The organism is Streptomyces sp. NPDC020362 (assembly GCF_040642095.1).
GTDB lineage: Bacteria > Actinomycetota > Actinomycetes > Streptomycetales > Streptomycetaceae > Streptomyces.
This window is the reverse complement of record NZ_JBFAET010000310.1, coordinates 1-6823: the sequence shown is the minus strand read 5'-3', so window position 1 is coordinate 6823 and position 6823 is coordinate 1. Positions and strand designations below refer to the sequence as shown.

At 71.0% G+C, this 6823-nt stretch carries 7 protein-coding genes; 1 reads left to right on the top strand and 6 read right to left on the bottom strand.

The features are described 5' to 3' along the window. From AB0H32_RS45490 to AB0H32_RS45475, 4 genes are all read right to left on the bottom strand, one after another. A partial coding sequence (locus AB0H32_RS45490; RefSeq protein WP_361134692.1) for a peroxidase family protein occupies positions 1 to 754 on the bottom strand: 754 nt, incomplete at its 3' end. Positions 755 to 801: 47 nt separating this feature from the next. Then, positions 802 to 1239, bottom strand: a complete 438-nt coding sequence (locus AB0H32_RS45485; protein ID WP_361134689.1) for a Fur family transcriptional regulator — start codon at positions 1237 to 1239, stop codon at positions 802 to 804. 337 nt (positions 1240 to 1576) lie between these two features. Beyond that, a complete protein-coding gene (locus AB0H32_RS45480) occupies positions 1577 to 2737 on the bottom strand; it encodes an abortive phage infection protein (protein WP_361134685.1) in 1161 nt (386 codons plus the stop codon). A 161-nt stretch (positions 2738 to 2898) separates the two neighbouring features. Continuing rightward, on the bottom strand, positions 2899 to 3378 hold the full coding sequence (locus AB0H32_RS45475) for a GNAT family N-acetyltransferase (protein WP_361134682.1): 480 nt from the start codon (positions 3376 to 3378) through the stop codon (positions 2899 to 2901). Positions 3379 to 3690: 312 nt separating this feature from the next. Between AB0H32_RS45475 and AB0H32_RS45470 the strand changes: the two genes are divergently transcribed. Next, on the top strand, positions 3691 to 4881 hold the full coding sequence (locus tag AB0H32_RS45470; RefSeq protein ID WP_361134679.1) for an acyltransferase: 1191 nt from the start codon (positions 3691 to 3693) through the stop codon (positions 4879 to 4881). A 12-nt stretch (positions 4882 to 4893) separates the two neighbouring features. On the opposite strand, the gene AB0H32_RS45465 is transcribed toward AB0H32_RS45470, so the two are convergent. Both AB0H32_RS45465 and AB0H32_RS45460 read right to left on the bottom strand, forming a co-directional pair. Beyond that, positions 4894 to 5535, bottom strand: a complete 642-nt coding sequence (locus AB0H32_RS45465) for a hypothetical protein (protein WP_361134676.1) — start codon at positions 5533 to 5535, stop codon at positions 4894 to 4896. Between the two features lie 150 nt (positions 5536 to 5685). Continuing rightward, positions 5686 to 6633: an NAD(P)H-binding protein gene (locus AB0H32_RS45460; RefSeq protein ID WP_361134673.1), complete on the bottom strand. Its 948-nt coding sequence runs from the start codon at positions 6631 to 6633 to the stop codon at positions 5686 to 5688. Positions 6634 to 6823 lie beyond the last annotated feature (190 nt).

Here is a 6823-nt window from a genome sequence, read left to right as displayed (position 1 = left end):
GGATGTCGCGAGCCGCGGCGATCGGGTCCGGGTTGCCGTTGGGGCCCTCCGGGTTGACGTAGATGAGACCCATCTGGACCGCGCCGAGCGGGTTCTCCAGCTCGCGGTCGCCGGTGTAGCGCTTGTCGTCCAGCCAGGTGGTCTCGGGACCCCAGTAGACGTCCTCCTCCGCCTCCCAGACGTCCTCACGGCCGCCGCCGAAGCCGAAGGTCTTGAAGCCCATCGTCTCCAGGGCGACGTTGCCGGTGAGGATCATGAGGTCGGCCCAGGAGATGCTCTGGCCGTACTTCTTCTTGACCGGCCACAGCAGGCGGCGGGCCTTGTCGAGGCTGGCGTTGTCCGGCCAGCTGTTGAGCGGGGCGAAACGCTGCTGGCCGGCACCGGCGCCGCCACGGCCGTCGCTGATGCGATAGGTGCCCGCGCTGTGCCAGGCCATACGGATCATCAGCGGGCCGTAGTTGCCGAAGTCGGCGGGCCACCAGTCCTGCGAGGTGGTCAGCACCTCTGCGACGTCCCGTTTCACGGCCGCGAGGTCGAGGGCCTGGAACGCCTCCGCATAGTCGAAGTCCTCACCCAGCGGGTTGGCCACGGCAGGGTTCTTGGCAAGGATCTTCAGGTCCAGCCGGTCCGGCCACCACTGGCGGTTGCCACCGCCCTGGGTCGGGTGCGGGGCACGCCCGTGCACGACGGGGCAGCCGCCGCTCCCCTCCTCCGACTTCGCGTCTGCGACGATCGCGTCGTGGTTCTCAGTCATGGCAATCCTTCCGAACGTGACGGAACTCGGTGCTCAGGAACTGGTGCTCAGGAACTCCGGCCTGTGGAGCAGTCGGGGCAGGTGCCCCAGTAGACGACCTCGGCCTCGTCGATCGAGAAGCCGCGGTCGTCGGACGCGGTCAGGCAAGGCGCATCGCCGACCGCGCAGTCGACGTCGGCGAGGGCACCACACGACCGGCACACGACGTGGTGGTGGTTGTCGCCGACACGTCCTTCGAACCGGGCGGGGCTGCCGGCCGGCTCGATACGGCGTATGAGGCCCGCCGCGGTGAGCGCGTGCAGGGCCTCGTAGACGGCTTGAAGGGAGATGTGACCCACACGGTCGCGGACCCCGGAGGCGATCGCCTCCACGCCGAGGTGGTCACCGTCCCGGACGGTCTCCAGCAGCGCGACGCGGGCCGCCGTCACGCGCAGGCCGGCACCGCGCAGCTCCTCGGCGGTGGTCGGAGTCTGGGAGGCGGTCATGACGCCGAACCTACCCTCATAAACACGAGAGATTCAAGAAAACGAACGATGCAATTCTGGCCTCGTGCCGTGGACCGGTGTTTGCCTGTGCGCAGCTTTGCCCGGGGCCCCATGGGGCTGAGCCCGTACCGTGCACGACTGTGCCCGGCCTGTGCGCGGCTGTACGCGGCCTGTGCGCGGCTGAACCCGGCCCCTGCGCGGCCGTGGCCGGAGGGCCGGGCGGAGCGGTCGGGGCACGCGGGCACGGACGCATCATGCGGCCGCGCCGCCCGCCGTGCCGCGCGCCGAGCCGAGGGGTCCTCCCAACGGGTGAGTGCGCGGCTCCGGGACCGGCCCGTCAGTTGCGGCGCGCCTCCCTCGCGTAGCGCCGGGCCAGGGCGTGGAAGGCTTCCTTGGGTTCCCAGTGCCAGCCGGCGGCAGGGTCGAACGGGCGGTTCTCGATCGGCTTGGTGATGGCGTAGCTCGCCATGTCGAGGTCGTGGCGGGGGTCGCCGGGCCGGTGCGGTGCGTCGGGGGTGACGAACTCGAACGCCATGGCCGCGTACAGGCCCATCGAGGAGAAGACGTCGAGGAGCTGGACGAGGTAGGCGGCCTGGGTGCGCTCGCTGCGGACCAGGTCGCCCTTGATCTCCTCGGGGTCCTTGTCGTGGTCGACGACGTTCCAGCCCATGCCGGCGGTCTCGGGGGCACCGACGTAGGCGCAGGTCCCGAACTCGGTGATGGACAACGGCTTGCCCCACCGCAGGTAGCGGCGCAGCTCCCGTACGTAGTCGGCGTGCCCGGGGAAGTACGAGTAGTAGTCGATGCCGACGATGTCGAAGAGCCGCCAGTCGACCTGGTCGTCCTGGGCGGCCGCGTAGCTGAGCCGGCCGTGGAAGACGGAACGGCCGACCGCCGCCGCCCTGGCCGTGAAGCGGTCCAGGCGGCGCTGCATCCTGACGGGGTCGACCTTGCCGTCCAGCAGGTTCCGGATGCGTTCGAGGACCGTGTCGCCCGGGACGATGCCCGGCACGAACAGCCAGAACTCGCAGCCCACGCTGAGGTCGACGCTAGCGCCCTGCCGGCGCAGCCGTTCCGCGAAGCGACCGGTCTCGGCAAGGTGTTCCAGGATGTCCCGCTCGGGGGCGTCACCGAGGGTCGGCTGGAGCCAGATGTGCAGACCGCACTCCGCGGCCTCGGCGGCGGTTGCCGTCAGCCGCTCCACGCCGTCGCCGGTGACGTCCACGGTGTCGGCGTGCAGTTCGTCGCGGATCGCGCGGATGTCCCGGCGCATCCGGGCGGTTCGGAAGCCGGTGGCCGGTGTCTCGCCCTCGCCGACGGTGTAGACGACACCTCGGTGGCGCAGTCCGTGCCGGTGCTCCGCCGCACGGGCCGTGCCCGCCGGCAGCAGCGTCGCGGCCAGCCCGGCGGACGCCATTCCGACCAGGAACTGTGCGCGGTTGATCCCGTTGGTCTGATGCGTATTGGCCTGATGCGTACGGTCATGGGTCTTCTGCATACGGCCACCCTGGCGTCGTCGGTCCCGCCGGCGCCGTCCCCCGATGGTCTACGGCGCAGCGCCGAAGGGAGGGGATCGGGCGGCGAAAGTCGCGGCCGCCCGCGTGGCCGGCCTCGGGGTTCGGCCGGTGTCCGCACGAGTGCACCGCGGCAGGCCGCCCCTCAGGACCGCGCCGGCCTCGCCCGGGGTGGGAGCGGACGCTGGAAGACCATGCGGTCGGTCCCCGGGCCGTCGTAGTCGGGGACGGGGCCGGTGACCGTGAATCCCATGGCGGTGTGGAAGGCGATGGAGCTCAGGTTCTGCGGCGAGGTGATCGCCTTCACCCGGGTACGGTGTTCGGTCGCTGCCAGATCGAAGAACCGCTGGTAGAGGCGGCGGGCCAGCCCTTCGCCGCGGGTCCGTGGCGCCACCCCGACGAAGTGGACGTACGCGGTGTCGGGCTCCGAGGGGGACATCAGCCCGACGAGGAACCCGGCGAGGCCGGCGGCGTCCTCGGCGATCAGGCTCGTGCGATGGAAGTGGTCCAGGAACAGCCGGGGCAGCACCGAGCGGATCGGCCGCTCCCACCAGTCGTCGACCACCGGGATGATGCGGTCGTAGTCACCGGGTTCGGCGGGCCGCACCCGCACACGCTCGCTCATGATCGCGAATCCTGGCAGCGCACCCGCCGCCTGTCCACGGGCGAAGGGATTCCGGCGGACCGGCGGTGAAGTGCCTTGTGAACGTCGCGTGTTCGCTCCCCGCGACACACTCCGCCCCGGTGCCGTGCCGCCCCGGTCGGTCAACAGGCTCCATCGCTCGTACGGGTGCATCGCGTCGGGCCGTCCGTGGCATAGCGCGGGCTGCCTCGTTCGGCAGCAGTGTGATGTTTGCACATTGATGTGATTGAGACGGGCCGAACGGGCAACGCTCCCCTTCATGCCCCACGCAAACCTCCTGCGGCAGGTGATTGGATGACCACGGCGACGACCCGGGCGAACCGGACGCCGCCCGCACTGACCGGCACACCCAATTCCGGTGGCCGGTCCTCGCCGACCGCCGCCCTGCCCTCTCTGCCGTCCCTCACCGGACTGCGCTGGATGGCGGCCCTGCTGGTGTTCGGACTGCACGTCAACAACTTCGGCTACTTCGCGGGCGGTGCCGGCCGCATCGTGTTCTGGGGATTCGGCGCCGGTGCCACGGGAGTGTCGTTCTTCTTCGTGCTGTCCGGTTTCGTGCTGACCTGGTCGGCGCGACCGCGCGACCGCGCGTTTTCCTTCTGGCGACGGCGCATCGCGCGGATCTACCCGGTGCACCTGGTCACCCTGACCGTCGCCCTCCTCATGACGTTCACGCTGGCCCATCAGGGGAACCCGACGCCCAAGCAGACACTGGCCAACGCCCTGCTGCTGCACTCCTGGTGGCATCCCTGGTGGCAGACGCTGAACCCGGTCAGCTGGTCGCTGGCGTGCGAGGCGTTCTTCTACGCCTCTTTCCCTCTGCTGATCCTGGTGCTGCGCCGGCTCGGCGCCCGGGGTTCCACCGCGCTGGGCGGGGTGGCCGTCGCGGCGGTCCTGGTGCTGGCCTGGGCCGACGCCCACCACTGGCTGACCCAGTCGCTCTACTCCTTCCCCGCCGCCCGCCTCCCCGAGTTCGTCCTGGGCGCCGTGACGGCCCGGCTGGTGCTGCTCGACCGATGGCGCGGCCCCGGCCTGGAGGCGTCGCTGGCCCTGGCGATCATCGGCTACTTCCTGGTCCCGCAGGTCACGCCCGGGTATTCCGCCACGGTCTGCACGCTCGCCGGGTTCACGCTGCTGATCCCGGCGGCGGCCGTCGCGGACGTGCACGGGCTGCCGTCCCTGTGGCGGCATCGGCGGATCGTACGTCTGGGGGAACTGTCGTTCGCCTTCTACATGATCCACCTGCTGGTCCTGCGCGCGGGCACGAACCTGCTGGGCGCCAAGCCCCACTTCGGCGTCCTGGCGGGCGCGGCGGTCACCGCCGTCGCCTTCAGCCTGTCCCTGGGGCTGTCCTGGGTCCTGTACGAAGCGGTGGAACGCCCCGCCAGAGGCCTGCTGCTGCGCCGCCGGGCGGGCGGCGGGTCCGGCCGGCAGCAGGAGTCGGTGCCCTCCAGCCGGGAGGCGCCCGCCCCGGCGCGCGACTGAGCCGCTCTGCCGCTACGGCGTCACGGGCACCGGCCTGGACAGGCGGCGGGCCAGCGGCAGAGCGGCACCGCCGAGCAGGAAGCCGTAGCAGCTGACCAGGCCGTGCCCGTTGTCCTGAGCCAGCCACATCGCGAGCCCGGCCAGCGGTGTGGCAGCCGCCAGCAGGCGAGTCCTGGTGTTCTTGGCGGTGAGGAGGAGAGCCGCGGTGAGGGTGGCGGCGAGGAAGTAGGTCGCCCCGGAACTGCCGGCGAAGTTGCGCGGGTCGGTGCTGGGAGCCGTCTCGCCGAACAGGGCGTCGATCCGCTCGGGCAGCAGGATGCCGCCTGCGAACAGGGTGAGCATGAGCGGGCCGCCCCAGAACCACTGGGCCAGCGCGGCGACGACAGCCAGCGTGACGATGTTCCAGGCGCCGCCGAAGAACCCGCCGTTCTGCATGAAGACCGAGGTGACCACGCGCCACCAGCCCGCTCTGCGGGGGTCGCTGTCCAGGGCGTCCATCGCGCCGGACCAGCTTGCCTGCAGCGCGACCGCGCCGATCGCCACGGCCGTCAGGGCGACCGCCGCCCAGGGAACCGGCCGTCGGCAGATCGTGTCCTCGCCGATCAGGAGCATGCTGCTCTTGAACATCAGCACCATCAGTGCAGCGGTCGTCACATTGAACACAATGGCGTTCACGTAGATCGTTCCCCCGTGGAATGGACCCTGGGTCTCGGGTCGGCGCTCACCCTAGCCGGGGCTCCGAGCAGCAGTGCTGCCGCCCCCGGCACAGGCCCGGACGACCTGCGAGGAGTCCTGGAGCCCCGGCTACGACTGCAGGGCGGGCGTGTTCCTGATGAAGGCGTCGAACCCCAGCGGGGAGCGACCGAGCAGGTCGGCGAGGTCGTCGGTGGCCCGGTCGTACCGGTTCTCGGCGTGCAGCCGCGCCATCGTGGCGATGTGGTCGAAGACGTGGGGCGGCAGGTCCAGCTCCTTGAGGTCGCCTTCCAGCCACTCCTTGTACGGCACGTCGACGTAGGTCACGGTGCGGCCGAGGACGGTGGAGAACTCGGCCGCGATGGTGTCCATGTCGCGCGAGTGCGCCCCGGTCAGCTCGTAGACCCGGCGAGACGGTTCCACCGGGGCGAGCAGGAGGTGCGCGACGGCCTCCGCCACATCGGCCGCTGCGACCGGCGAGGTCCGGGCGGAGCCGAACGGGAGGCGGATCGTGCCGTCCCGCAGGATCGAGGCGACCGCGACCTGGGCGAAGAGCGGATTCTCCATGAATACCGTGGGCCGGACGTGGACGACCGGCGCTCCCGACCAGTCCAGGACGTGCTCGGCCAGCCAGTGGAGCCGCTGGTGCCGGGATTCGCCCCGGCTGGTGAGGTCCATCTGCGAGACCGTCATCTGGGACATGCTCACCAGGAGTTCGAGGCCGTCGCCCTCCCGGACGGCCGCCGCGACCGTCGTCGCGGCCTCCAGGTACGCGGGCGACACGCTCATCCCGAAGTAGGCCCGGCGGCAGCCTGCCAGCGCCTCCACCACGTCGGCGCCGCGTGTGAGGTCGCCGACCACCACCTCCACACCGGCCAGGGTCCGCAGGGCCGAGGCCCGTTCGTCGTCGTGGTGCGCAAGAGCCCGGACAGGCACGCCCTGCGCGTGCAACCGGTCGAGGACCGTTCGCCCGACTCCGCCCACCGCGCCGCCGACACCGGTGACCAGGACGGGATGGACGTGCACGGCGATCGCCTCCTGCCTCACCGACCGGGACATCCGGTCAACTCGGGACGATCCCACCCTAAGGGCTGGCCCCGGCCCACCCGCGCAGCCAGCGCCGGAAGGCGGCGAGGGAAGACGCCCTGGGCCGCCCTAGTACTCCAGCAGTACTTCGCCATTTCTGCTGGTCAGGGTTCTGAGGGTGGGGAGTGTAGTGGTGTGGGCAGGGGCATGGAACGGTCTTTGG

Coding starts and splice junctions, on each gene's coding strand:
- AB0H32_RS45485 (WP_361134689.1), bottom strand. CDS start 1,239: ATGACCGCCTCCCAGACTCCGACCACCGCCGAGGAGCTGCGCGGTGCC.
- AB0H32_RS45480 (WP_361134685.1), bottom strand. CDS start 2,737: ATGCAGAAGACCCATGACCGTACGCATCAGGCCAATACGCATCAGACC.
- AB0H32_RS45475 (WP_361134682.1), bottom strand. CDS start 3,378: ATGAGCGAGCGTGTGCGGGTGCGGCCCGCCGAACCCGGTGACTACGAC.
- AB0H32_RS45470 (WP_361134679.1), top strand. CDS start 3,691: ATGACCACGGCGACGACCCGGGCGAACCGGACGCCGCCCGCACTGACC.
- AB0H32_RS45460 (WP_361134673.1), bottom strand. CDS start 6,633: ATGTCCCGGTCGGTGAGGCAGGAGGCGATCGCCGTGCACGTCCATCCC.